21 protein-coding genes are annotated in these 21,866 nt (G+C 69.2%); 12 read left to right on the top strand and 9 right to left on the bottom strand.

The features are described 5' to 3' along the window. Positions 1 to 14 precede the first annotated feature (14 nt). Positions 15 to 1,469 (bottom strand): xylulokinase, encoded by a 1,455-nt coding sequence (gene xylB / locus ABZV77_RS09865; RefSeq protein WP_356252870.1) that lies wholly within the window; start codon positions 1,467 to 1,469, stop codon positions 15 to 17. A gap of 123 nt (positions 1,470 to 1,592) precedes the next feature. Between xylB and xylA the strand changes: the two genes are divergently transcribed. Both xylA and ABZV77_RS09855 read left to right on the top strand, forming a co-directional pair. Next, positions 1,593 to 2,759, top strand: coding sequence for a xylose isomerase (gene xylA, locus ABZV77_RS09860; RefSeq protein ID WP_356252867.1), 1,167 nt, complete (start codon positions 1,593 to 1,595; stop codon positions 2,757 to 2,759). Positions 2,760 to 3,026: 267 nt separating this feature from the next. Further along, a complete protein-coding gene (locus ABZV77_RS09855) occupies positions 3,027 to 3,647 on the top strand; it encodes a hypothetical protein (RefSeq protein WP_356252864.1) in 621 nt (206 codons plus the stop codon). Positions 3,648 to 3,666: 19 nt separating this feature from the next. Here ABZV77_RS09855 and ABZV77_RS09850 read toward each other — a convergent pair whose 3' ends face one another. From ABZV77_RS09850 to ABZV77_RS09840, 3 genes are all read right to left on the bottom strand, one after another. Continuing rightward, the gene (locus ABZV77_RS09850; RefSeq protein ID WP_356252861.1) at positions 3,667 to 5,016 is read right to left on the bottom strand and encodes an esterase-like activity of phytase family protein; all 1,350 of its coding nucleotides are present in this window, start codon (positions 5,014 to 5,016) and stop codon (positions 3,667 to 3,669) included. 502 nt (positions 5,017 to 5,518) lie between these two features. After that, positions 5,519 to 6,838, bottom strand: coding sequence for an SWF or SNF family helicase (locus ABZV77_RS09845; RefSeq protein WP_356252858.1), 1,320 nt, complete (start codon positions 6,836 to 6,838; stop codon positions 5,519 to 5,521). Further along, entirely contained in the window at positions 6,835 to 9,714 is a 2,880-nt protein-coding gene (locus tag ABZV77_RS09840; protein ID WP_356252856.1) for a DEAD/DEAH box helicase, read from the bottom strand. Before ABZV77_RS09840 ends, ABZV77_RS09845 begins: the two co-directional genes overlap by 4 nt. Before the next feature lie 247 nt (positions 9,715 to 9,961). On the opposite strand from ABZV77_RS09840, the gene ABZV77_RS09835 reads away from it, so the two are divergent. Together ABZV77_RS09835 and ABZV77_RS09830 are read left to right on the top strand one after the other, a co-directional pair. Continuing rightward, a complete protein-coding gene (locus ABZV77_RS09835; RefSeq protein WP_356252853.1) occupies positions 9,962 to 11,014 on the top strand; it encodes an acyl-CoA desaturase in 1,053 nt (350 codons plus the stop codon). A 166-nt stretch (positions 11,015 to 11,180) separates the two neighbouring features. After that, positions 11,181 to 11,363, top strand: coding sequence for a hypothetical protein (locus ABZV77_RS09830; RefSeq protein ID WP_356252850.1), 183 nt, complete (start codon positions 11,181 to 11,183; stop codon positions 11,361 to 11,363). A 62-nt stretch (positions 11,364 to 11,425) separates the two neighbouring features. Here ABZV77_RS09830 and ABZV77_RS09825 read toward each other — a convergent pair whose 3' ends face one another. Both ABZV77_RS09825 and ABZV77_RS09820 read right to left on the bottom strand, forming a co-directional pair. Then, a complete protein-coding gene (locus tag ABZV77_RS09825) occupies positions 11,426 to 12,244 on the bottom strand; it encodes a hypothetical protein (RefSeq protein ID WP_356252847.1) in 819 nt (272 codons plus the stop codon). 128 nt (positions 12,245 to 12,372) lie between these two features. Next, positions 12,373 to 12,678 (bottom strand): hypothetical protein, encoded by a 306-nt coding sequence (locus ABZV77_RS09820; RefSeq protein WP_356252844.1) that lies wholly within the window; start codon positions 12,676 to 12,678, stop codon positions 12,373 to 12,375. A 103-nt stretch (positions 12,679 to 12,781) separates the two neighbouring features. Between ABZV77_RS09820 and ABZV77_RS09815 the strand changes: the two genes are divergently transcribed. Further along, on the top strand, positions 12,782 to 13,687 hold the full coding sequence (locus ABZV77_RS09815; RefSeq protein ID WP_356252841.1) for an oxygenase MpaB family protein: 906 nt from the start codon (positions 12,782 to 12,784) through the stop codon (positions 13,685 to 13,687). Here the strand turns inward: ABZV77_RS09815 and ABZV77_RS09810 are convergent. After that, entirely contained in the window at positions 13,664 to 14,197 is a 534-nt protein-coding gene (locus tag ABZV77_RS09810; protein ID WP_356252838.1) for a PadR family transcriptional regulator, read from the bottom strand. The genes ABZV77_RS09815 and ABZV77_RS09810 overlap by 24 nt on opposite strands. 137 nt (positions 14,198 to 14,334) lie before the next feature. Between ABZV77_RS09810 and ABZV77_RS09805 the strand changes: the two genes are divergently transcribed. Beyond that, entirely contained in the window at positions 14,335 to 15,090 is a 756-nt protein-coding gene (locus ABZV77_RS09805; protein WP_356252835.1) for an alpha/beta hydrolase, read from the top strand. A 56-nt stretch (positions 15,091 to 15,146) separates the two neighbouring features. Here ABZV77_RS09805 and ABZV77_RS09800 read toward each other — a convergent pair whose 3' ends face one another. Beyond that, positions 15,147 to 15,746: a class I SAM-dependent methyltransferase gene (locus ABZV77_RS09800; RefSeq protein ID WP_356252832.1), complete on the bottom strand. Its 600-nt coding sequence runs from the start codon at positions 15,744 to 15,746 to the stop codon at positions 15,147 to 15,149. A 152-nt stretch (positions 15,747 to 15,898) separates the two neighbouring features. On the opposite strand from ABZV77_RS09800, the gene ABZV77_RS09795 reads away from it, so the two are divergent. From ABZV77_RS09795 to ABZV77_RS09775, 5 genes are read left to right on the top strand one after another with little or no spacing between them, the layout of a single operon-like run. Continuing rightward, a complete protein-coding gene (locus ABZV77_RS09795) occupies positions 15,899 to 16,672 on the top strand; it encodes an MHYT domain-containing protein (RefSeq protein WP_356252829.1) in 774 nt (257 codons plus the stop codon). Positions 16,673 to 16,728: 56 nt separating this feature from the next. After that, a complete protein-coding gene (locus tag ABZV77_RS09790) occupies positions 16,729 to 19,365 on the top strand; it encodes a nitrate- and nitrite sensing domain-containing protein (RefSeq protein WP_356252827.1) in 2,637 nt (878 codons plus the stop codon). Beyond that, positions 19,362 to 19,796, top strand: a complete 435-nt coding sequence (locus tag ABZV77_RS09785; protein WP_356252824.1) for a roadblock/LC7 domain-containing protein — start codon at positions 19,362 to 19,364, stop codon at positions 19,794 to 19,796. Before ABZV77_RS09790 ends, ABZV77_RS09785 begins: the two co-directional genes overlap by 4 nt. Positions 19,797 to 19,815: 19 nt before the next feature. Then, positions 19,816 to 20,229, top strand: a complete 414-nt coding sequence (locus ABZV77_RS09780) for a DUF742 domain-containing protein (protein ID WP_356252821.1) — start codon at positions 19,816 to 19,818, stop codon at positions 20,227 to 20,229. Next, positions 20,210 to 20,815, top strand: coding sequence for an ATP/GTP-binding protein (locus ABZV77_RS09775; RefSeq protein WP_356252818.1), 606 nt, complete (start codon positions 20,210 to 20,212; stop codon positions 20,813 to 20,815). Before ABZV77_RS09780 ends, ABZV77_RS09775 begins: the two co-directional genes overlap by 20 nt. A gap of 90 nt (positions 20,816 to 20,905) precedes the next feature. Here the strand turns inward: ABZV77_RS09775 and ABZV77_RS09770 are convergent, their stop codons facing one another. Beyond that, entirely contained in the window at positions 20,906 to 21,334 is a 429-nt protein-coding gene (locus ABZV77_RS09770) for a PPOX class F420-dependent oxidoreductase (protein WP_356252815.1), read from the bottom strand. Positions 21,335 to 21,426: 92 nt separating this feature from the next. Between ABZV77_RS09770 and ABZV77_RS09765 the strand changes: the two genes are divergently transcribed. Continuing rightward, a complete protein-coding gene (locus ABZV77_RS09765; RefSeq protein WP_356252812.1) occupies positions 21,427 to 21,840 on the top strand; it encodes a roadblock/LC7 domain-containing protein in 414 nt (137 codons plus the stop codon). Positions 21,841 to 21,866 lie beyond the last annotated feature (26 nt).

Here is a 21,866-nt window from a genome sequence, read left to right as displayed (position 1 = left end):
GCCTCGGTCAGTCCTCACTCCCCATGGGGCGCCCTGTCCAGGAGCGGCGCCGCGTCGGAGAGTACCCCGGAGATCCGGGACAGCGCCGCCTCGTCGCGTTCCACGGGGTCGAGTACAGGCCCCCGAGCAGTGTCCCAACGCCTCGCGATGGCACTGGGGTCCTCCCCGGTCAGCAATCCGGCCGCCTGGGCCGCGGCGCCGAGCGCCACCAGTTCCTCGGCTTCGGGAACCTGCACGGGGCGTCCGGACAGCCGCCGCACCGTGTGCTGCCAGGCCTTGCCACGTGCCCCGCCTCCGATGAGCAACAGCGGGGAGGACCGGTCGGCGTCCGGATCCAGGACCACGTCGAGGGCGCCGAGCAGCGAGTGGACGGCTCCGTCGTACGCGGCCTGCAGCAACTGCCCCGGCGTCGTGTCGTGCCGCAGGCCGTGCAGCACTCCGGAGGAGTGCGGAAGGTTCGGCGTGCGCTCGCCGTCGAGGTAGGGCAGGAGCGTGACAGAGCCGCCCGGGTCCACCGCCTCACGCTCCAGATGGAGCAGCGCGGCCACTCGGTCGACGGCCTGGGTGCAGTTCAGGGTGCAGGCCAGCGGCAGCCATGCGCCGCGCGCGTCGGCGAAGCCCGCGACGGTACCGGTCGGGTCCGCGGGGCGGCGCTCCGAGACGGCGTACACCGTGCCCGACGTGCCGAGGCTCAGCACCGGTGAGCCGGGTCGCAGCCCGAGCCCCAGGGCAGCTGCCGCGTTGTCACCGGTGCCGGGGGCGACCAGTGTGCCCTTGGAGAAGGGCAGTTCATCGCCGTTCCGGACCGTTCCGACGATCTCCCCGGGGCGCGCGACGCGGGGCAGCAGCGCCGGGTCGAGGCCCACCATGTCGAGGATTCCCTCGTCGTACTGTTCCGCTCCTGACGCCCACCAGCCCGTTCCGGAGACGTCGCCGCGGTCCGTCGTACCGAGACCGGTCAGTCGTTCCGTGAGGTAGTCGTGGGGCAGACGCACGGCTGTGGTGGCGCGGGCCGAGGCGGGCTCGTTCTCGGCGAGCCAGGCCCACTTCGTCACGGTGAAGGAGGGCCCCGGGACGCTGCCGATCCGATCGGCCCACACCTTGGGGCCGCCGAGACGCTCCACGAGGCTCTGGGCCTGCGGGGCCGACCGCACGTCGTTCCAGAGCAGCGCAGGCCGCACCGGGCTGCCGTCCTTGCCGAGGGTGACGAGTCCGTGCTGCTGCCCGCCGATGGATACGGCGGCGGCCTCCCGGGCCGGTCGGCCGCACTGATCGAGGGCTGTGCACAGGGCGTCCCACCACTCCTTGGGGTCGCTCTCGCGGAGCTCGCCGGTGCTGACGTGGTGCGGAGCCTGTCCCCGCGCGACAACCCGGCCGGTGGCCGAGTCGACGACCAGCACTTTGGTGGACTGAGTAGAGCTGTCCACCCCGACGACGAGGGGCCCTTGAGCAGTGGGCGCTGATGACATGACGATCTCCGTTCCTGCGGCTGTCCCCGGGTGCGCTCCGGAGTTCACACCTCGACCTTCCCAGCAGCGCCCTCGGATACTAATTTGTAAAGCGCCATGACGAAATAGGTGAGGGAGCCGTACATGAACTACCAGCCCACCCCTGAGGACAAGTTCAGCTTCGGCCTGTGGACCGTCGGCTGGCAGGGCCGGGACCCCTTCGGAGACGCCACCCGGGCCGCGATCGACCCTGCCGACTCGGTGCGGCACCTCGCCGAACTGGGTGCCTACGGAGTGACGTTCCACGACGACGACCTGATCCCCTTCGGATCCTCCGACTCGGAACGGGAGGGGCACATCAAGCGTTTCCGACAGGCGCTGGACGCGACGGGCCTCGTCGTGCCGATGGCCACCACGAATCTCTTTACCCACCCCGTCTTCAAGGACGGCGGGTTCACCGCCAACGACCGGGGCGTACGCCGCTATGCGCTGAGGAAGACGATTCGCAACATCGACCTCGCGGCGGAACTGGGCGCCCGCACCTATGTGGCATGGGGCGGCAGGGAGGGTGCGGAATCCGGCGCCGCGAAGGACGTGACGGATGCGCTCGACCGCATGAAGGAGGCCTTCGACCTGCTCGGCGAGTACGTGACCACACAGGGCTATGACCTGCGTTTCGCGATCGAGCCGAAGCCGAACGAGCCGCGCGGCGACATCCTGTTGCCCACGGTCGGCCACGCCCTCGCGTTCATCGAGCGCCTGGAGCGTCCCGAGCTGTACGGCGTTAACCCCGAGGTGGGACACGAACAGATGGCGGGCCTGAACTTCCCGCACTCCATCGCGCAGGCGCTGTGGATGGGCAAACTCTTCCACATCGACCTCAATGGCCAGACCGGCATCAAGTACGACCAGGATCTGCGGTTCGGGGCGGGGGATCTGCGCAGCGCCTTCTGGCTGGTGGACCTCCTGGAGAGGGGTGGTTACGAAGGCCCGAGGCACTTCGACTTCAAGCCGCCTCGCACCGAGGACTACGAGGGAGTGTGGGCGTCGGCTGCGGGATGTATGCGCAACTACCTGATTCTGCGCGAGCGGTCGGCTGTCTTCCGGGCCGACCCCGAGGTGCGTGAGGCGCTGCGTGCCGCGCGCCTGGACGAGCTGGCGGTTCCCACGGCGGATGACGGGCTCTCGGGTCTGCTCGCCGACAGGAGCGCCTATGAGGCGTTCGACGTGGCGGAGGCCGCAGCGCGAGGGATGGCTTTCGAGCGCCTCGACCAGCTGGCCATGGATCATCTTCTGGCGGCTCGGGGCTGATCCGGCTTTCCGGCTGGGCTTCCGTCAACTTACGCACGGGGGTCGCTATATGACCGGTTCGAGGCGACTCTTGATGGTATGGCCATGCCGCCCGTACCGCCGCAGCCGCCTCCGCCGCCCAGCGGTCCCCCGCCCAGTGGTCCACCGCCCGGTGGTGGGTTCGGGCCCCCGCCGGGCGGCGGGTACGGGCCCCCTCCGGGGACCGGGGGCTGGCCGCCGCCTCAGCCCCCTGGCGGGCCTTCATGGCGGCGTACCGGCCTGTACGTCGTGCTCGCGGTCGTCGTGGCCGCGGGTGCCATTGCCGCGGGGGTTCTTGTGGTCACCGGCGATGACGGTGACGGCAAGAAGGAACCGGTCGAGTCCAGCAGAAGCACGTCGCGTGAACCCACGCCCTCCTTGAGCATCCCGTCCCAGATTCCGAGTGAGCTGCCCACCGGTCTGCCGAGCGGTGTCCCGTCGCTGCCCACCGATTTCCCGACCCTGCCTACGGAATTCCCGACCGACCTCGGCTCTGCCGCACCCTCGCCTGTCGATGAGCAAGTCCCGTACTACCTGTTGAAGACAGGTGACTGCTTCAACGTCGACAGCAGCAGGCCGGGGCAGGCCGCGAAGAGGTCGTGCAGCACACCGCACGACGCCGAAGTCGTCGAGTTCGCCGAACTGAAGGGCTCCTACACGACCGACGCCGCCCTGAAACGGGCGGCGGCCGCTCTCTGCGACCAGCCACTGGAACGCAAGGCGCACAGCCAGCCGTCCGGAACAGTACGAGGAACCCTGGTGCAATACCCGGATGCCACGGGCTACAAGGTCGGTATCGACAACGTCGCCTGCAGCCTGGCGGGGGACAGCGGACCGGGCAAACACAAGCTCACAAGGCCGCTGTCCTGACCAATCGACCTCTCCGGAGTCAGTACTTTCGAGGAAGCCGTACGTACGTCACCGTGGTCTCCGTACCGCTGTCCACCAGGCGGCCGTCCTTGTCGAAGGCCTCAGGACCGTCGCTCATCCCGAAGTCGTTGTCGTTGATGAGGGCCAGAGTGCGACTGTCGACCCGGGCGACGCCTTCGATTTTATCGGGTACGCCGTCGACGGTGTTCAGGTCGACCACCAGTCGCTTGTCGAGGACAGGCACTCCGGAGGCGGTGGGGTCTTCGAGCTCCTCCAAGGAGGGCTGTGTCGCGCTCTTGTCCCACTTGTCGCCCAGGATGTTCGCTTCACGATCCAGGGTGACGGTCTGGAGGCGAGCGGCCTTGTCGGTGCGTTCCTGAACGAGGAGCCGGTCGCGCCCGACGGCGACAACGGATGAGATCTTGAGTTCGGAGGTGTCGTCCTCGCCGGGGTCGACGATGTCCACGGGGTCGAACCGGTAGGCGTACTCGGCGGTGACGGCCTGCTTCTTCGGCGAGAAGCGCAGCAGCCGTGCTGTGCGCGAGCCCTCGCCCGCGTCCTCGTCAGGCAGGGAGAGCGGGCTCTGCACAGCCATCACGAGGTCCCCGCCGGGGAGTTGGGTGAGCCCTTCGAAGCCGCGGTTCGTCTTGCGGTGCAGAAGGATGCCTGGCAGCGCCTCGACGACCGGGTAGTCGGCGCCGCGCAGCTTCAGCCCGCGCGGAACGTAGCGCTTGATGACCTTCCCGCGCGCGGAGACATGGATCAGGGACGGCCCGTACTCGTCGACCAGCCAGAAGGAGCCGTCCGGGGCACGCACGAGCCCCTCCGTGTCGAGCCCGTTCGGGTTGTACGAGACGGAGGTCTTCGCGTCGTACGAGTACGGGGCCTCGTCGCGCCCTTCCTGGTTGGGCAGGCCGGTGACGGGCTTGCCGGACGAGGTCGTGAGCGGCAGCGCGGAGACAACCTTGACCTTGTCCCCGCGTACCCGGATCTTCACGATCGCCGGGTCGAAGCCGGGCACCGGGAAGGTGCGGCGCTTCTTGCCGTCCACCTTGATCTGTCCGTTGGGCCCTCGGTCGGTCACCGTCCAGAACTCGCCCTTGCGACCCGCCGGGTAGAGGTCGCTGCCGATGCCGCCGAGATCGACCCCACGGTCGTTCTTCACCGTGCCCGGAAGCAGTGCGTTGCTGAAGGTGCCGAGCGGAATGTCGCCGAGAGTCGCGGTCGCGGTGACCCGCGCCTCGCCGTGCCCGGCGGTCGTGCGGCCTGTGGCGGTGCCTGCCACCGCAAGAGCGGCGATCAGGGCGAGCGGCAGACCGACGGCTGCAGAACGGCGGACACGGCCCCTACGGGCGGCGTGCGGGGACATCGGGGCCTCCTGGTGCACGGGTGCGTTGACAGCGGTCAGACTTCGCCGCCGTCACGAACGCGAGGGGGCCTGCGGGTGAACTGCGGGAGACGTGCCGACGGCGCCTCCTGCGAGGGGCAGGAGGCGCCGCCGGCGACCACTGGTCCGATCAGTACCCGTGCGGGCGCAGTGCCTCGGTCAACCCCCTTCAGATCGGTCACGCGAGCAGAGCTGACGAACCCGATGTCCCCGCTGATGAGTCCGGGAAGGCCTGTGTCGGACCTCCCTGAACCGACGTGACCCACCATCGCGGACGGCTTGTCCGCGCTCAATCACCGGGCTGGGGGAGTGCACACGCCGGTGTTCCCGGCGCGCGCGGGTCCGGCCGGAAAGCGCCGGTGGGCGCCGCCCGGGTCCTCGGCCCAGCGTTCTCCTCGGCGCCGACGTGCTCGACGTTCGCGATGACGGCCCGCGTCACGCTTCGGGACGATGGGCCACGTCACTCCGAAAGCGACGGGCAGCGTCACTCGCCTCCGCTCGCCACAGCCAGTGCCGTCGCAGGGTCGTGGGCCGCGGGCCCCGCAGGAACCCATCGGCCGCGTTCCCTCCGGTAGGGCCACCAACGGCCGTCTCGGCCATGGCGCAGCTGTACGTCCCCGCCGACCACGGTCCAGCGGTTGTGGGCCGCCCGCAGCTGTGGCCGCTCGTCCTCGTCCCAGGCCGTGTCGAGCGCGGCACGCGCGCGTGCCAGCGCTTCCTCCTTCGGCGTCCACTCCTCTTCGAGGACGTGGAGCGCGGCCCGGCCCCCGTACTTCCAGGCCCGGACGGCGAGAGCGAGGCCGTCCCGACCACGCTCGGATGCCACCGCGAGCCGTGCCTCGACCGCGGTTCCGGGCTGCGCCGCTGCCAGACGCACGGCGTCCTCGCTGCCGGTCAACTCACCTTCGACGGGCAGGTGTTCGTGACCGGGGGCGAGAGCGTCGGCGAGTATCCGGTACGCCTCGACGGCGGCCTGCGCGGCCAGGAACTCGACCGCCTGCACGTCGAGCCCCGGAGCGGGCTCCGCCTCGGTGTCGAGAGTCGGCGGCAGACCGGGCTCTGCGGGCAGCGGAGGCAGGGCGGGCAGCGGCGGGAGGATGGCGCCGTCCGCGTACGCCTCCGCGGCGTCGACGCCCGCTGGACCGGCATCCTGGGCACCCTCCGGAGCCTCCGGTGTCTCGGCTCTCGAAGCGCTACGCGCCTGCAACTCGTCGAGCAGCACCCGCTCCCCGCGCCCCCGCATCAGCAGCAGCACGAACGGGTCCTCATCGAGAAGACGCGCCACTTGGTAGCAGAGTGCGGCCGTGTGCCCGCAGTGGTCCCATGCCTCACAGTCGCACTCGGGCTCCAGATCGCCGATGCCGGGCAGGAGCTCGACGCCCGCCGCCGCGGAATCCTCCACCAGGTGCGGCGGCATGTCCCGGTCCAGGAGCGCGGCGATGTGCCCGGCCCGCTCGATGGCCATCTCCAGGAAGCGGTCCCAGTCCTCCGGGCCCAACTCCTGCAGCAGGACATCGGAACGGTGCGGCGTACCGTCCCGGTCCTTGACCACTGCCGTGATGCGGCCGGGGCGTACGGAGACCGCGCCCACCGCACCCGCGCGCGCGAGCCTGCGCCCGGACTTCAGCTGCTGCAGGTCCAGAGCGGTGTCCTCAAGGGCCTTCAACCAGGCCTGACCCCACCAGCTCTGAGCGAAGCCCCGTCCGTGGGCGGGAGGCAACGCCGCGAACGTGCGCTCCTGCTCCTGCGCGCCCCCGCGCTCGTCGTCCGCGTGGTCGTACGTGTCGTCATGGATGTCACTCATCGCGTGCCCCCTCGCAGCTCCACCAGATCCGACAGTTCGGCATCGGTCAGCTCGGTGAGAGCGGCCTCGCCCGACCCGAGGACGGCGTCCGCCAACTCCTGCTTGCGCAGCAGCATGTCGGCGATGCGGTCCTCGATGGTCCCCTCCGCGATCAGCCGGTGCACCTGCACCGGCTGCGTCTGCCCGATGCGGTACGCGCGGTCGGTGGCCTGCGCCTCCACGGCGGGGTTCCACCAACGGTCGTAGTGCACCACATGCTCGGCACGGGTCAGGTTCAAGCCCGTTCCCGCAGCCTTGAGAGACAACAGGAAGACGGGCACGTCGCCGTCCTGGAAGCGCTGCACCATGGCTTCCCGCTGCGCCACAGGGGTACCCCCGTGCAGGAACTGCGAGGGAACTCCGCGCGCCGACAGATGCTGCTCGATGAGGCGCGCCATCTGAACGTACTGCGTGAAGACGAGCACGCTCGCGTCCTCGGCGAGGATCGTGTCGAGCAACTCGTCGAGCAGCTCCAGCTTTCCGGAGCGGCCCGGGATCCGGGGCTCGTCCTCCTTGAGGTACTGCGCGGGGTGGTTGCAGATCTGCTTGAGCCCGGTGAGGAGCTTGACGATCAGGCCCCTGCGCGCGATCCCGTCGGAGCCGGAGATGTCTGCGAGCGTCTCCCGCACGACTGCTTCGTAGAGGCCCGTTTGTTCCGCGCTGAGCGAGACGGCGCGGTCGGTCTCCGTCTTCGGCGGCAGCTCGGGCGCGATGCCCGGATCCGACTTGCGGCGACGCAACAGGAACGGCCGCACGAGCTGTCCGAGCCGCTCGGCAGCGGCGGGATCCGTACCGCCCTCAACGGCCTGGGCATAGCGAATACGGAACGTGCCGAGCCTGCCGAGTAGGCCAGGTGTCGTCCAGTCGAGGATGGCCCACAGCTCGGAGAGGTTGTTCTCCACGGGCGTGCCGGTGAGTGCCACGCGCGCGCGTGCGGCGATGGTCCGCAGCTGCTTCGCTGTTGCCGAGTACGGATTCTTGACGTGCTGTGCTTCGTCGGCGACGACCATGCCCCAGGAGGTCTGACCGAGTCTCTCCGCGTCGAGCCGCATGGTGCCGTAGGTGGTGAGGACGAACTCGCCGTTCACCAGGTCATCGAGGCTGCGCTGGGAACCGTGGAAGCGGCGTACGCGGGTGCCCGGCGCGAACCTTTCGATCTCGCGCTGCCAGTTGCCCATCAGTGACGTCGGGCAGACGACCAGCGTGGGCCCTGCGGACTCCTCCTGGGTCTGGCGATGCAGATGCAGAGAGATCAGTGTGATCGTCTTGCCGAGACCCATGTCGTCGGCAAGACAGCCACCGAGGCCGAGCGATGTCATCCGCGCCAACCAGTTCAGGCCGCGCAGCTGGTAGTCGCGCAACTCGGCAGCAAGCGCCTCGGGTTGCCCGACAGACTCCATACCCTCCGGGTCGGCGAGCCGCTCGCGCAAGGTGGCGAGCCAGCCCGTCGGCTGTACGTCGACTCGCTGACCCCCGACCTCGGTGGTGCCCGTCAGCGCGGCCCCTAGGGCATCGATAGGGGTGACCTTGTGATCCTGCTGGTCGCGGGCGCGCCGGATCTCGGAAGGGTCGACCAGTACCCACTGGTCACGCAGGCGCACCACCGGACGGTTGGACTCCGCGAGGGTGTCCAGCTCTGTCCGGGTGAGCTGCTGGTCGCCCAACGCGAAACGCCAGTTGAAGGCGAGGAGGGCATCGGCCGAGAGGAATGACGGCGTGTCCGAGGAGAGCTTGTGCGGGCCCTTGCGGTCGTCCTCGCCGTCATCGTCCGCCGGGCCGATGACCGCGTGTGCGGTGAGATTGCGCGCCAGCTCTTTGGGCCAGTGCACGTCGACGCCCGCGGCTGTCAGCATGCGGGCGCCCTCGCTGAGGAGCGCGGTGACGTCCTCGTCGGCCAGCTCGATCGCGTCGGGGACGGTGGCCGACAGCAGCGGGGCGAGCGGCGGCCACGCGCGCGTGGCACGACGCAGCGCGAGCAGTGCATCCATGCGCGCACGCGGCCCGAAGGCCTGGCCCGAGGCGCCGGACCCGGCCCACACCTCGGCGGCATCCGCGACGAGCGAGGGATCGCTGACACTGTGCAACTGCAGCACGGCACGGAAGGGCAGCCGCGTGCCGTCTTCGGCGACCGTGGCGAGACCGGGAATTTCCAGGCGCAGCGAGATCCGCACTCCGGCGTCGTGTCCGGCAGCGACGTCCAGCGCCCAGGCGCGCTGCTCCGGCACGTGCTGGGCCTCGGCGGAGGCGAACACAGGTCCGCCCGAGGCCAGTGGCGCGGCGGCGGAGCGGGGGAGCGTGTCGGCCACGGCGTCGAGGAATTGGCGCAGCAAATGCTCGGGCTCGGGCAGTCGCAGCGGCACGCTGTCGCCTAGCGGCAGTGCGTGGGCGGCCGGTGGCATCGCCGCGGCCAGCTCCCGCAGCCGCTCCAGGTCCCCGGAGCCTAGCGGGCCGGTACGCCACGCATCGTGATCGCTGACGGTCAGTCCCGGCAACAGCAGACCACGAGCCGCCAGTTGCAGGGCCAGCACCCCTGCCGTCCCCCAGAAGGCGCCCGTCGGATGTGTCTCCGTAGTGGCACGCCCGCGCGTGAGGACCGGCAGAGCGGCGCGGACGGGAACCAGTACTGCGGGCACGGTCGCGAGCTCGACGCCGTAATCCCCCGGCACGACGAGGGTCAGTTCTTCATGGTCACCGGCAGCCGTGGCAGGGGGCTCGGTGCCGTCGGTGCGCCAGAACGCAATGCGTCCGTCGCGAGGCGGGTCGGCAGGCACGAAGAGAACGGAGCAGCGGGACAGTTCGGAGATCTCGGAGGGGGACACGACAGGGAGCCTGTGCACAGCGATGGCGCATTCCTCAAACTTGACTACTGAGACCGGAGCGGCCGAGAGTACAGCAAGGTGGGGCTTTCGCGGGAGCGATTCGGTGGTGATTCAGGTCACTTCGCGTCGGGGGGTGTAGCCAGCCCCCCTGTCGGGCGGTGCTGACCCCCGGTGGGAAACGGGTGGTGCCGCCATGGTTGCCCAAGGTCACCGATCCGTACGTTTTATCAGGTCAGCCCGTTGTCATGAAGACCGGAGACCCACCATGTCCCAGGCCGCCGCGGTAGCGGAACGCTCCCCAGTCAGCACTGGCAAAAAAAGTGCCGGAAGTGATTTCGCCCCTCTGCTGCGCACGGTCAAGGAACAGGGCCTCCTGGACCGGCGCATCGGTTGGTACACGCGAACCATCGCGGTCAATGCCTTCGCGCTGGCGGCTGTGGGCGTGGGGATGTTCCTTCTAGGTGGCTCGTGGTGGGTGCTGCTGCTCGCCCCGGTGTTGTCCGTCCTGTGTGCACGGACGGCGTTCATCGGTCATGACGCGGGCCATTCGCAGATATCGGCGAACCGGTCCGTCGGTCGCACCATCGGCCTCGTGCACGGCAATCTCCTGCTCGGGATGAGCTCGGCCTGGTGGAACGACAAACACAACAGACACCACGCCAACCCCAACCACGTCGACAAGGACCCCGACGTCGCCGCGAACGTCCTCGTGTGGACCAGTAGGCAGGCCAAGGTCCGGGTCGGCTTCCAGCGTTGGCTCACCCGCAACCAGTCCTGGCTCTTCTTCCCGCTGACGCTTCTCCAGGGCGTCGCCATGAAGATCTACGGCTTCCAGGATCTGCGGCGCCAGGCCCCGCGCGAACGCGTGGTGGAAGGCCTTCTGCTGGTCGCTCACCTCGTCGGCTACACGACGCTGCTCCTCGCCGCCATGCCCCTCGGCCACGCCATCGCCTTCGCCGCGGTCCACCAGGCACTGTTCGGCCTGCACCTCGGGCTGGCTTTCGCGCCCAACCACAAGGGCATGGAAATGCCGGACCCGAACGGCGAACGGTGGGGGCACCTGCAGCGCCAGGTGCTGACCTCCCGCAACGTCCGCGGCGGCCCGGTGACCGACTGGTTCCTCGGCGGCCTCAACTACCAGATCGAGCACCACCTGTTTCCGAGCATGCCCCGGCCCAACCTACGACTCGCCCAGCCTGTCGTGCGCGCCCACTGCGCGGCTGTGGGCATGCCCTATACAGAAGCTGGATTCGTCGACTCCTACCGGCAGGTTCTGCGGCACATGTATGAAGTCGGCGAGCCGCTCCGGGTCGAGTAGGCCGGAGGACGTCGATCGAGCAGCTCAACACTCGGGTCCGAGCAGGTCAGGGACCAGTAGGGGTCGAGTCTCAGGGGTCTCTCAGGGTTGCGACCAGGAACCGAAGAGGAGCAGTTCCCGTTCTCCAAGAAAGAGAGCGGCACACGCCGCGAAGGAGGCGACGCACATGTCGAAGAAGGCGAAGATCGCCGCAGGTGGTGTGGCGGCCGGAATCATTCTGCTGTTCTGGTTGCCGTGGTGGGCCACGCTCCTGCTCGTGCTCGGAGTCCCCGCGGCCGCCTATCTCACGCTCGACTCGGGCCAGCGGCGTCGGCTGCGCCGTGTCACGCGCAAGGAGATAGGTCACTGAGCCCTGAAGTCGGCACCCGGCCGTTCGGGCGGGTAAGAGCGACGGGCCACCCGTCAGCCGACTCAGGAAGGACGCACCGCCATCTTGTCGAGGGCCTCCAGGAGCGAGGGAAGCTCGGGCCCACGGCCCACCGGAAGCACCTCCCCCGGCTCCTCGTCCAGCAGCACGAACGCGATGTCGTCGGTCCTGGCGACCAGTGACCAGCCAGGGCCGTCGGCCCGCAAAGTACGTGCGTCACCTGAGGCGAAGGCCGACCGCACCCGGCCCAGGGGCGGCGGCGTGTCCACATAGGCGCGCGCTTCTGCCAGGACACGCCTGACACCGGTAAGAGGTGCTGCCCCGGCGTCTGCTGGGGGTGTCTCCTGGGTGCCGTCCGTCGCGAAGTCGCCGTCGTCGATCTGTCCCCGCCATGCCGCCCACTGCAGCGCTATCTCGTCCGCTCCCAGCCGCCGCTGGGCCGGACCCCAGGCCCCGGCTTCCGGTGGTGCGAGCGGAGGTCGGCCCGCGTCATCGGGTCCCGGGTCGTGCGGAGCGGGCACTCCTGGCGCCGCCACCGCGACCGCGAGGGGCCAGCCGGGCAGCGCGGCGACCACGGTGCGTTCGTCGGGGGACAGGTCGTACTCCATGCCGCAGTCCCACGAGGCGATCGCCACGGCCACGAGCGACACATCGTCGACGACGACCGTCCAGCGCGCGCCCTCGCCGTCCTGACCGAGCACCAGCCCGTACCCGGCGGCCAGCGGCGCCAGATCCAGCGTCGCGCAGGCCTCCGGATAGTCGTCGCCCAGCACGCTGGGGAACTTCGCGGGCGTCAGCAGTACCGCCGTGAGGACGTACAGTGCGTCGTCATCGGCGGCGACAGCGTCGTCCGTCCCGGCCATGCCAGCCTCCCCATCGCTTCACCCGTCGGCGCACCCTAACCACTGGCCCCAGAGATCGTCGAGAGGGGGATGACCAGGAAAATCACCAGCGGACCGCCTTGAACGACAGGTACGCGACGGAAGCGGGCTCAAGCGGCGGGCAGTCCGAGGAGCAAACGGGCCACATCCCGTGGTGACTCGTCGCGTTCGCGCGCAAGGGCTATGACAGCGCGGCACGCGAGCTCATTGACACCGAAGGACAGTGCCTCCGGAGAGACCCATCCCCGCGCTTCGTCCATCTTGGGTTGGTCGTCCTCGGCAGATGCCGCCACATAGACGGCGGCCGCTTCGAAGAGGTTGTGGGGGCGCCCCTGCTTCTGTGGGCCGCGCACGGCCCCGTCCTCAATCGTTGGGGGCTTATCGGCTCGCCAGAACTTTCGGAGTGCGTCAAACATGTGGTCTACCTTCCCCCGGGAGCGTGCCCACCACCGTTGATCCCTGCATCTGCCGTTCGCCAACGTAGAGTTAATGCTCCGGTGGCAGAAGGGGGACCGCGCGGTGAAGCGTTTCGAGCGACTCGAGCAGATCAGGCGCCTCGATCCGGAGCGGGACTTCCTTGAGATCTACCGGCTCACCACGACGTTCGAGTTTCCGTGGGACTATACGCGCGCACTAGAACTCGCGCTCTACCGCACGTACGCGGTGCCCAGCATCGGTCGACTGCTCGCGCAGACAGCAGAACTGACGGATCGTACGCAGAAGCGGTACGACGACACGGCCCTTCTGCTCGACACCGTTGTGGAACACGGTTTCGCAAGCGACGAGGGCCGCACCGCCATCCGTCGCATCAACCAGATGCACCGCAGCTACGACATCAGCAACGACGACATGCGATACGTGCTGTGCACGTTCGTGGTGGTGCCGAAGCGGTGGATCGACACCTACGGCTGGCGCAGGCTCTCACGTCACGAGTCGGCCGCCGCTGCCGTGTACTACCGCACCCTCGGGCAGCACATGGGCATCGCGGAGATTCCGGGCTCCTACGAAGAGTTCGAGAAGTGTCTCGATGACTACGAAGAGGCCAACTTCGGCTGGGACCAAGGGGCTCGTGGCGTGTCCGACGCGACCCTGGACCTGATGGCCTCGTGGTACCCGAGCCCGCTGGCGCCCATGCTGCGAAGGGCGACTGTCGCGTTGCTGGACGAGCCCTTGCTACGGGCGTTCCGATACGAAGAGCCGGAAGCTGTCACCCGCTCCCTGGTTCGGGGCGCGGTGCGGTTGCGGGGGCGCGCGGTGCGCCTCATGCCGCCGCGCCGGACGCCGCACTACGCACGGCAGAACCGGGAGATCAAGGGCTACCCCGACGGATACGAGGTTGCCGAGCTCGGTTCGTTCCCCATGCCGGGCGTTCGCGGGTGCCCGGTGCCGTACAAGGGCGGATCAGCGGTGACTCCCGTCGAGTGACGCCAAGGTGGCCCGCAGCCAGGTGAGTTCGGCCTGGCTCGTCGCGCGCGCGATCGTGAGGATCCCGCGCCGGAAGGGGTCGTCGAGCTCCTCCGCGCTCATGGGACGCTCGCCGTCGTAGAAGAAGCTGGCCGGTTCTTCCAGGAAGGCCAGACGCTGCCGCAGCACCCCTGCTTGTGCCCTTGCGTCGTCGAGGTGGCGCAGGAAGGCAAGGAGCGTGAACCAGCGGTTCTCGTCCGTGATGTCTCCCCGTGCCGGTTCCGCGAGCCGCTTGTGCAACTCCTGCCTTCCGGCCGAAGTGAGGGTCAGGACGTGGCGCGGCGCGGCCACGGCGCCGGGCTGAGTCTCCCTGGCCAGCAGGCCGGCCTTTTCGAGCCGTTTGATGGCGGGGTACAGCGTGCTCTCCGCGACGGGGCGCACGTGCCCGGTCAGTGCCGTGATGCGCTTGCGCAGTTCATAGCCGTGCAGGGCGGCGTCGTAGAGGAATCCGAGGATGGCCAGTTCGAGCATGGACTGCATTCTGCCGCATCCGGCCTTCTCACCCGCTGTACCCCTGATGCGCCATACATCGTCACCGATGTATTGTCTCCGAGGTCCGCTCGCGGCGGGCGAGGTGGACGACGTGACGAGGGAAACGGGGTAGGGCGATGAAGGAGGCGCGGTTCGATGCGCGAGGCAGCCGTGTGCGGTGGACCGAGGCGGACGGGGACGGACCGGCGCGGGTCTACGTTCACGGCCTCGGAGCGGCGTCGACGGTCTACCACGCGCACATAGCGGCCAGGCCCGAACTGGCAGGCAGACGCTCACTGTTCGTGGATCTTCCTGGACACGGCCTCAGTGACCGGCCCGCCGACTTCGCCTACTCCTTGGAAAGCCACGCCGACGCATTGGCCGCCGTCCTCGACGAGGCTCGGGTGGTCGGGGCGGAGATCGTCGCGCACAGCATGGGCGGCTCCGTGGCCATCGTGCTCGCACATCGGCGTCCCGAGCTAGTGACCAGGCTGGTCCTCACGGAGGCCAACCTCGATCCGCATCCTCCCGCCACGGCGGGCAGCAGCGGCATAGCCGCCTACACGGAGGAGGACTTCGTCGCCCGTGGCTACGTGCGCGTGCTCGAGGATATCGGTGCCACCTGGGCGGCCACCATGCGCCTCGCGGACCCTCTGGCACTCCATCGCAGCGCTGCCGGACTCGTCGCGGGAACTCACCCGACCATGCGTCGAATGCTGATGGAACTCCCCGTCGACCGCGTCTACTTGCAGGGTGCTTCGAGCGGAGAACTCGCCGGGTACGAAGAACTGACGGCGTCAGGAGTGCGCGTGGTGACCGTGCCGGGAGCGGGACACAACGTCATGTTCGACAACCCGGATGCTTTCGTCGCCGCGATCGCCGGTTGCCCCTGACAGGCCGGTCGGACCTGTCCGGCCTGTCGCCTATCGCCTGTCGCCGGGGAGTGGGTTCAGTCCTGGCGTACCGCCAGGGCGAGGAAGCGGGCGTCCTCGTCGACGTACGAGGTCATGCGCCAGCCGGACTCGGCAAGCAGCGGCCCGAGGTTGCCCTCCGCCCGCAGGTCGTCCGGAGTGATCTGCCGCCCCTGACGCGCCGCGAGCGCCGCCCTGCCGATGGGGTGGAAGAGCGCGAGCAGCCCTCCAGGGCGCACGACTCGCCGCAACTCCCTGAGGTTCTCCGCAGGATCGGGCAGATGCGAAATCAGCCCGGCGCCGAACACGGCGTCGACTGACTGCGCGCGCAGCGGCAGACGCGCCACGTCGGCGAGCAGGAGCTGCCCGTCAAGGCCCCTGCCCGCTTGTGTCGCGGCTTCCAGCATGGCCGGTGTCAGGTCGGCGCCGAGCACCACGCCCGAGGGGCCTACGGCCTCCCTGAGCGCCGGCAAAGCCCGCCCCGTCCCGCACCCGGCGTCGAGCACGGCGGAGCCGGAGTTGAGGGCGAGTTCGGCGACGGCGGCCCGGTAGGCGGGCCCGTCATCGGGGAAACGGGTGTCCCAGTCAGCCGCGCGGGCCGTGAAGAACTCTTGGACCTGCGTGTGGTCGTCGCTCATACGACCCATGATCCCGCAAAGTGCCGCACGTGCACTGGGTGCACTCGTTCGAGCGTGACGCGATCGTTCAGGGCTGTCTCTCTGTCACATTGCAGCAGCTTTCGAAATGCGCCCCCGTTGTGCGCCCTGGGTCGGACTAGCGTCCCGGGGCCATGGGACACCTGGACCACGCCACCTTCGGCTGGCTGACCCCCGTGCTGTCGTACGCGATGGCCTGTATCGGCGCCGCACTCGGTCTGCGCTGCACCGTCCGTGCGCTGGGCACCTCGGGCCGATCGCGGCGGAACTGGCTGATCACCGCCGCCTCCGCCATCGGCACCGGAATCTGGACGATGCACTTCGTCGCCATGCTCGGCTTCGGCGTCACCGGCACGGAGATCCGCTACAACGTGCCCCTGACGTTCCTGAGTCTTCTGGTCGCGATGGCAGTCGTCGGCGCGGGCATCTTCGCTGTGGGCTACGGCCGCGATCGAGGAAGCGCCCTGGCGCTGGGCGGGCTCACCACAGGGCTCGGCGTCGCAAGCATGCATTACCTGGGCATGGCTGCACTGCGCCTGCACGGTGAGGTGCGGTACGACCCCGTACTCGTCGGGCTCTCCGTAGTCATCGCCGTCGTCGCGGCGACCGCAGCGCTCTGGGCCGGCCTCCACATCAAGTCACCACTCGCGGTCGTCGTGGCATCCCTGGTCATGGGCGGGGCGGTAACGAGCATGCACTACACCGGAATGCTCGCGGTCAGCGTGCGGGTGACGCCCTCCGATGCCGCCCTGCCCGGAGCCTCCACGATGCAGTTCATCTTTCCCCTCGCAGTCGGCCTCGGGTCCTACCTCTTCCTGACCTCGGCCTTCGTCGCGCTGTCCCCGACCAAGGGCGAGCGCGAGGCCTCCGTTTCGGCCCAGCGACCGGTGGACGGTGTCGCTTCCTAAAGAGGCTCCCGGATACGGCCGGGACACCCCAGCCCACCCAACCGAGCGAGGAGGCCATGGACACCACCCGAAGCACCCCCGAGCCAGCCGCAGGCACCGCACCTTGGCCTCAACCTCCGGAGCAACCGACACGCGGCCGCCGCGCCCACGCGGGCCCGCCGGCCGAAGAACATACGGACCAGGAGGACAGGTCCGTGGAACTACCGACGAACAGGGCGTCCACGCACGCGGGGTGGTGGAGGCCCCGTCCACGTACCGTGCGAGCCAAGATCGTGTGCCTGCTGATGGTGCCCGTCGTCTCGTTGCTTGCCCTGTGGGGGTACGCGACCGTCACCACGGCGCAGGACGTGGCACGCCTGCGGCAGGTGCAGCGCGCCGACACCGGCGTGCGCGGCCCGATCGAGACGGCCGTCACTGCGCTCCAAGCCGAACGCGCCGCCGCGGTACGCCAGGCGGCCGAACCCGGAGGCGACCGCAGGGATGCGCTGGAGCGGCAGGCGAGAAGGACCGACCGGGCCGTGGCCGCACTGCGCCTGGGTGACAAACAGACCGTCGCCGAAGGAGCAGGTCTCCCCGAAGGGGTGGCCGACCGGCTGGAAGCATTCGTGGCCGGAGCCGAAGAGCTGCGGTCCCTGCGGACCGAAGTGCTGGACCGCCGTACGGGCTGGGACACGGCGTACGGCCAGTACACGAGGACGATCTCCCAGGCCTTTGCAGTAGCTGGCGCCCTGACCGGCCTGCAGGATGCCGGTCAGGGGTCCCACGCGCGCGTGCTGCTCGAATTCTCCAGGGCGGGCGAAATGCTGGCCCGTGAGGACGCCGTGCTTGCCGCGGCCCGGCAGACCGGCGGCCTGGACGGCGAACGGCTCCGGTTGTTCACCGGCGCCGTCGACACCCGCCGGACCCTGACCGAAACAGCGGTCGCGGACTTGGGCGGCCCGGAGCGAGCGGCCTGGCGCGAACTCGAGGGCGGAAGGGCCTACGGGAACGTTCGCGCAGCCGAGGACAAGGTCCTCGTGGCCGAGCCCGGCCGGAAGGCCCTGGCCGCGGCTTCGGTGACGACTTGGGACGGGGCCTACGCAGCGGTGCGAGACGGGGTCCACGCGATCAAGAAGGGGGCGGACCGAGGTGCCGCGGACCGTGCCGACCCCTTCACCCACGGAGTACTCGCCCCAGCGGGCGCCGCGGTTCTCCTCGGACTGGTCGCCGTCGCCGGCTCACTCGTCATCTCCGTACGCATCGGGCGAGGCCTGGTCGTCGAACTCGTGAGCCTTCGCAACGGAGCCCTTGAAATTGCGCGACGCAAACTCCCGCACGCCATGCGACGGCTGCGCGCGGGCGAAGAGATCGAGATCCGTGCCGAGGCGCCGCCGGGGCCACCTGCGGAGGACGAGATCGGGCAGGTCACCGAGGCCCTCGGCACGGTCCATCGCGCGGCTCTGCGCGCCGCGATCGAGCGTGCGGAGCTCGCAAGCGGCGTCTCCGGAGTGTTCGTCAATCTGGCTCGGAGGACCCAGGTACTCGTGCACCGCCAGCTCACCCTCCTCGACAGCATGGAGCGCAGGGCCGATGACCCGAACGAGCTCAGCGACCTCTTCCGGCTGGACCACCTGACCACCAGGATGAGGCGCCACGCGGAGAGCCTGATCATCCTCTCCGGAGCCGCGCCCGGCCGAGCCTGGCGGATGCCTGTCTCCCTGACGAATGTCGTGCGCGCAGCAGTCTCCGAAGTCGAGGACTACGCGCGCGTGGAGGTACGACAACTCCCCGCGGCATCGGTCCTGGGAACCGCGGTGGCCGACCTCACCCACCTCCTGGCCGAACTCGTCGAGAACGCCGCCCAGTTCTCGCCCCCACACACCAAAGTGCGGGTCAGCGGTGAGCCGGTGGGTAACGGCTATGCCTTGGAGATCGAGGACCGCGGGCTCGGCATGGGCAAGGAGATGCTCGTGGAGGCCAACCGTCGTGTCGAGCAGTCCGAGGCTCTCGACCTGTTCGGCAGCGACCAACTCGGCCTCTTCGTGGTCAGCAGGCTCGCGGCGCACCACGACATCAAGGTGCATCTGCGTACGTCTCCCTACGGAGGGACCACTGCGGTCGTGCTGCTGCCCACAGCCCTCCTGCACAGCGGCACGGCGGAGAGCCAAGACGCCCACAACGGGGAGGCCCGCCCATTGGCGCGTGGGGCTGCCCTGGCAAAGGAGCACGCGCGCGTGCAGGGAGCAACAGGCCAACACATGAATGCCGACGCCATTCCGCACACCTCCTCCCGTCCCGTTCTGGCCGCCGCGGTCGAGACCCCGCCGCTGCCCGGTGTCACCACGTTGCGGTTGCACCAGGGTCGGGACGCCGCCGATATCCCGGGCGCACCGCCCACGCACAACGATGCGCTCGACGTCGCGGGCGCCGATGCACAGGACACCTCGCAGGACGGCTCGAGTGCACTGCCGCGCCGAGTGCGCCAGGCGAGCCTCGCCCCTCAGCTGCGCGAACCCCACCCCTCGAACGGCGGCGGCGAGGCAGCAGACGCCGGGCGGGACGAGCGCAGCCCGGAGCAGGTGCGCGACCGGATGACGGCATACCGCAACGGCTGGGCACGCGGGGGCGGCCGGCTCCCGGGCACCGGCGGCTCGGCCCCCACGCCTTCGGGGCCCGTACCGGGCAGCGACAGCATCGAAGGAGACCCTGCATGATCCAGGACCAGAGCATCCCCACTGGACGGACCGGCGAACTCGACTGGCTGCTCGACGACTTGGTGCTGCGCGTCGGCGAGGTGCGGCACGCGGTGGTGCTGTCCAACGACGGACTCCCGGTCGGCGCGTCGACCGCCCTCAGCCGCGAGGACGCCGAGCACCTCGCTGCCGTCGCCTCGGGCTTCCACAGCCTGGCCAAGGGCGCAGGCCGACACTTCGGTGCGGGGGGCGTGCGCCAGACCATGGTCGAGATGGATGACGCCTTCCTGTTCGTGGCGGCCGCGGGCGACGGCTCCTGCCTCGCCGTCCTGACCGCCGTGACGGCCGACATCGGCCTAGTGGCGTACGAGATGGCCCGCATGGTCAAACGGGTGGGTGAGCACCTCAGCACTCCGGCGCGCTTCGCTGAGCAACCACCGACCGCCGGATGACCGGGGGCCGGTGGTACCCATGACCGAGGACACGAAAGGCGTCCCGGAGCAGCCGGGCAGCCAGTGGTACGACAACGAAGCCGGTCCGCTCGTCCGGCCCTACGCGATGACGGGTGGACGGACCAGGCCGGGACCGCGCGGAGTCCGCTTCGACCTGATCGCCCTAGTGACGCTGGACGACAGTGCTCCGGGGCCCGGTGATAGCACGGCGCTCGGCCCCGAACACCGGGCGCTGATCGAACTGTGCCGCGCCGAGACACAGTCCGTCGCCGAGCTCGCTGCGGGTGCAGACCTGCCCGTAGGCGTCGTCAGGGTGCTTCTCGGTGACCTGCTGGAAATGGGCTGCGTCAAAGTCAGCCGACCCGTGCCGCCCGCACAGCTTCCCGACGAAAAGATTCTCCGAGAGGTGATCGATGGGCTCCGAGCACTCTGACGCCGTGGGTGCCGAGACAACGGCCCTGGCGCTGAAGATTCTGGTCGCGGGCGGCTTCGGGGTGGGCAAGACCACCCTGGTGGGCGCGGTGAGCGAGATCCGCCCGCTGCGCACCGAAGAACTGCTGAGCGAGGTGGGCCAGTCGGTGGACGACACCGAGGGGGTCGACCGGAAGACCACGACGACCGTGGCCATGGACTTCGGCCGCATCACCATCCGATCCGGCTTGTCGCTGTACTTGTTCGGCACTCCGGGCCAGGACCGGTTCTGGTTCCTGTGGGACGAGCTGTCACAAGGCGCCCTCGGTGCCGTGGTCCTCGCGGACACCCGGCGGCTCGAGGACTGCTTCCCCGCCGTGGACTACTTCGAGCACCGACGCATCCCGTTCGTCGTGGCGGTCAACTGCTTCGCGAACGCGCGTACGTACGGTGCGCAAGATGTGTCACGAGCCTTGGACCTCGACCGCGGAACGCCCGTGGTGCTGTGCGACGCCCGCGATCGTGATTCGGGGAAGGAGGTGCTGATACGGCTGGTCGAGTACGCCGGGCGGTTCCATACAGCCCGGCTGCTCGACTCCGTCGGATGAGGCCTCAGTGATCGGATGAGGCCTCAGTGAAATGGTGGCGGACGAATCAGCCGCACCGCTGCGAGACCTGCGGCCTGGGTTCGTCAGTAGTCAGTCGGAGACCCCGGCATACGCCAGCACCTTGTCGATTCGCATGCGGACCAGGAGTTCTCCCGGGACGCCGTTGCGCTTGCCGAACTCCTCGGCGCGGTCCTCGCCCATGTAGCGTGCGGCGATCCGACCGGCCCACTGCTGGACCTGGTCGATGTCCTCGCTCAGCTCAGCGCGCCCCTGCAGCACGACGAAGGCGAACGGCGGCTGATCGTCGTCGACGCAGAGGGCCACACGCCCGTCCCGTGCGAGGTTACGGCCCTTGACGGTTTCACTACCGGTGTTGAAGACCAGGTCGTCCCCGTCGAGGAGGAACCAGATCGGCGCGATGTGCGGGCTGCCGTCCGCCCGGACGGTCGAGAGCTTGCCGGTACGGGTGCCGTGTGAGACGAAAGCCCGCCATTGGTCATCGGTCATCTTCTGTGCCATGTCCTCATCATGCTTGCCGGGGCGCCGGTCGTGGGGAAGGCTGGCAGGTCAGGTCCTCCAGCCAGGGGGACAGGACACGGGGAGACAGGAACATGGGGCAGAGCATGGGGCTCGGCTGGCTGCTGGACGACCTGACCCAGCGGATGGAACACGTACGACACGCGTTGGTCCTGTCCAACGACGGCCTGGTGACCGGCGCGAGCTCGGACCTGAAGCGAGAGGACGCGGAACATCTGGCCGCGGTCTCGTCGGGGCTGCACAGCCTCGCCAAGGGGTCGGGCCGCCACTTCCACGCAGGGAACGTCCGTCAGACGATGATCGAGTTCGACGACGCGGTTCTCTTCGTCACCGCGGCGGGCGACGGCAGTTGTCTGTGTGTCCTGAGCTCGGCGGAGGCGGATATCGGCCAGGTCGCCTACGAAATGACGCTGCTCGTGAACCGCGTCGGAGAACACCTCGGCGTGGACGCCCGGCAGCCGGAGCGAACGCCGGTCGTGGACCTCTGACCTGCATTGACGCTGTCACGTCAAGA

The organism is Streptomyces sp. NPDC004732 (assembly GCF_040609235.1).
Taxonomy (GTDB): Bacteria; Actinomycetota; Actinomycetes; order Streptomycetales; family Streptomycetaceae; genus Streptomyces.
Note: the sequence above shows the minus strand (reverse complement) of the source record. Positions and strands in the feature narration are given on the sequence as shown.

Coding starts and splice junctions, on each gene's coding strand:
- ABZV77_RS09825 (WP_356252847.1), bottom strand. CDS start 12,244: ATGGCCGGGACGGACGACGCTGTCGCCGCCGATGACGACGCACTGTAC.
- xylB (WP_356252870.1), bottom strand. CDS start 1,469: ATGTCATCAGCGCCCACTGCTCAAGGGCCCCTCGTCGTCGGGGTGGAC.
- ABZV77_RS09795 (WP_356252829.1), top strand. CDS start 15,899: ATGGGACACCTGGACCACGCCACCTTCGGCTGGCTGACCCCCGTGCTG.
- ABZV77_RS09775 (WP_356252818.1), top strand. CDS start 20,210: ATGGGCTCCGAGCACTCTGACGCCGTGGGTGCCGAGACAACGGCCCTG.
- ABZV77_RS09780 (WP_356252821.1), top strand. CDS start 19,816: ATGACCGAGGACACGAAAGGCGTCCCGGAGCAGCCGGGCAGCCAGTGG.
- ABZV77_RS09810 (WP_356252838.1), bottom strand. CDS start 14,197: ATGCTCGAACTGGCCATCCTCGGATTCCTCTACGACGCCGCCCTGCAC.
- ABZV77_RS09770 (WP_356252815.1), bottom strand. CDS start 21,334: ATGGCACAGAAGATGACCGATGACCAATGGCGGGCTTTCGTCTCACAC.
- ABZV77_RS09785 (WP_356252824.1), top strand. CDS start 19,362: ATGATCCAGGACCAGAGCATCCCCACTGGACGGACCGGCGAACTCGAC.
- ABZV77_RS09765 (WP_356252812.1), top strand. CDS start 21,427: ATGGGGCAGAGCATGGGGCTCGGCTGGCTGCTGGACGACCTGACCCAG.
- ABZV77_RS09800 (WP_356252832.1), bottom strand. CDS start 15,746: ATGAGCGACGACCACACGCAGGTCCAAGAGTTCTTCACGGCCCGCGCG.
- ABZV77_RS09830 (WP_356252850.1), top strand. CDS start 11,181: ATGTCGAAGAAGGCGAAGATCGCCGCAGGTGGTGTGGCGGCCGGAATC.
- ABZV77_RS09820 (WP_356252844.1), bottom strand. CDS start 12,678: ATGTTTGACGCACTCCGAAAGTTCTGGCGAGCCGATAAGCCCCCAACG.
- ABZV77_RS09850 (WP_356252861.1), bottom strand. CDS start 5,016: ATGTCCCCGCACGCCGCCCGTAGGGGCCGTGTCCGCCGTTCTGCAGCC.
- xylA (WP_356252867.1), top strand. CDS start 1,593: ATGAACTACCAGCCCACCCCTGAGGACAAGTTCAGCTTCGGCCTGTGG.
- ABZV77_RS09845 (WP_356252858.1), bottom strand. CDS start 6,838: ATGAGTGACATCCATGACGACACGTACGACCACGCGGACGACGAGCGC.
- ABZV77_RS09835 (WP_356252853.1), top strand. CDS start 9,962: ATGTCCCAGGCCGCCGCGGTAGCGGAACGCTCCCCAGTCAGCACTGGC.
- ABZV77_RS09790 (WP_356252827.1), top strand. CDS start 16,729: ATGGACACCACCCGAAGCACCCCCGAGCCAGCCGCAGGCACCGCACCT.
- ABZV77_RS09805 (WP_356252835.1), top strand. CDS start 14,335: ATGAAGGAGGCGCGGTTCGATGCGCGAGGCAGCCGTGTGCGGTGGACC.